A 1,891-nucleotide genomic window follows, 5' to 3' on the forward strand; every position below is an offset into this window, starting at 1 on the left:
GGGGATTCAAACCGCATTACTTTTTTGTTACTAGGGTGTTGAAAAGCAAGAACATGGGCGTGAAGACCTAACCTCTTAATTGGATTTGTGCGTGCTCCATATTTTTTATCGCCGGCAATTGGATGTCCAATTTCCTGCATATGCACACGAATTTGATTTTTCCTGCCGGTCTCCAGTTGAACCTCAAGTAAAGTTAAATTAGCATTCCCCTGCACCTTTTTATAATGAGTAATCGCGTGCTGAGCTCCCTTAGGGTTCTTAGTCGTAAACATTTTCAGCGTTTTACTTTCTTTTACGTAAGATTCGACAGTGCCTTCGGGCTGCTTCGGCGAGCCTTCCACCAATGCCGCATACTTACGCTCTTTGACCATTTTTTTCCATGACTGCTGGAGTTTTAATTTCGCTTCTTCGTTTTTGGCAAACAGCATAACTCCTGATGTATCACGGTCCAAACGGTGTACAACAAAAATTCTATGGTTTGGATTTTTACTTTTTACATAATTCATCAACTGTCGATGGGCGGTCTCCTGTTTTTCTTTTGGAGAACCTATAGATAATAGTCCGGCACTCTTATCAATGACGATCAAATCTTCATCTTCGTGTAGAATCGACAGGCCTGTTAATGCAGCATTCCGTTTAAAGGTTTTATTTTTTACTATTGTGATCTTCTGCCCTGGCTGTAATTTATGGTCATGCCTGGTTTGTACTTCATCTTCTACCAGAACTTGTCCTCGCTTAAGAACAGACTTCACTGAATTTCGGCCTGTTTCGGGTAGCATTCTTAACAAAAAAGGCAATAGTTCATCAGAATGCTCTACGGTAAAGCTATTTTTCGGTGCATTATTTTTTCTTCGAGCCACATGACTTCCTCCTTATTTCTTGTACTCTTGTCTAGTTTACCATCTCACAGGCTCTTCTACCCCGCTAATGGAAAAAGAGCAGCACCAGAGGCTGCCCTTTTCTTTATTACACATCTCTTTCTTAAATAAATAATTTAGGATCGATCCAATCATAGGTAGACGAATATCCCTTCGATTCATCCTCTCGAAGTAAGAGGGAATCACACTTTTCATCATAATCATATGGGATAGACTGCTCATATGTTCGAGGAATGATATCAGCGTTTCTATATTCACGTGAAGAGCGGTCGATCGGCAATCCCTCCACATTATCTTTCTTAAGTTCTTCAACCACCATCCTGCCAATCTGTCTTCCTAATCGAAGTCCTTCCGAATTATCTACGGGATAATGAACACCTGCAAATAACCTGGATTGAGCATTTTCTTCAGCAAGATAATGAAGTTTCTGACGTTCTGCAGGAAAGAAGTAACTCAGAATGACTTCAGCCACTCCTGAAATTGTTGCATGACCTGAAGGATAAGAAGGATGCAAAGGTGTACAAATGTAAGTCGCCAAGTTTTGATCCAATTGGTCAGGTCTTGGGACAAGCCATTTATATTTCAATGCCCAGGCTACAACAAAAGCATCATTCATACCGCCGAACAACGCACTTAAAATTCGGGTTGCTCTCGGCGCTTCTATCCCGTACGTGTCAATTAGCCGATCTACAATGGGGGCCCATTGTTTAGAAGGAGGACCAGTCCCCCAATACTCGGCAATTGTTTTTTCTCGTTCGGATAAATTCGCGACTGTAAGTTGTACGACTTTTAATTGGGCGTACCAGTCAATGGTATTCGGATCTTTGATAGCTAAACGGATGGGACGCCCATCTAATTTCTTAAATCCGTGGCGCCGGCTGTGTTGAATAAAGTACGTCTTCCAATTTCCAGCATCTCGTTCCACTCCTCCTGCAATTGTAGGAGAATGTTCCGCACCCGCATATGGCAGTTCAGTCCAGAGTGGATAAGCTCTTTTTTCATGAGCCATATCT

2 protein-coding genes are annotated in these 1,891 nt (G+C 42.0%); both read right to left on the minus strand.

What is annotated here, in order from left to right; translation table 11 throughout:
* The coding region (locus WAM07_RS12880; protein WP_422167434.1) for an RluA family pseudouridine synthase at positions 1-860 on the minus strand (860 nt) is incomplete at its 3' end.
* A 121-nt stretch (positions 861-981) separates the two neighbouring features.
* Positions 982-1,891: vanadium-dependent haloperoxidase (locus WAM07_RS12885; RefSeq protein ID WP_422167436.1), on the minus strand; the 910-nt coding region annotated here is incomplete at its 5' end.

It is taken from the genome of Halobacillus sp. (assembly GCF_049282395.1).
In the GTDB taxonomy this organism is placed as follows: Bacteria; Bacillota; Bacilli; order Bacillales; family Halobacillaceae; genus Halobacillus.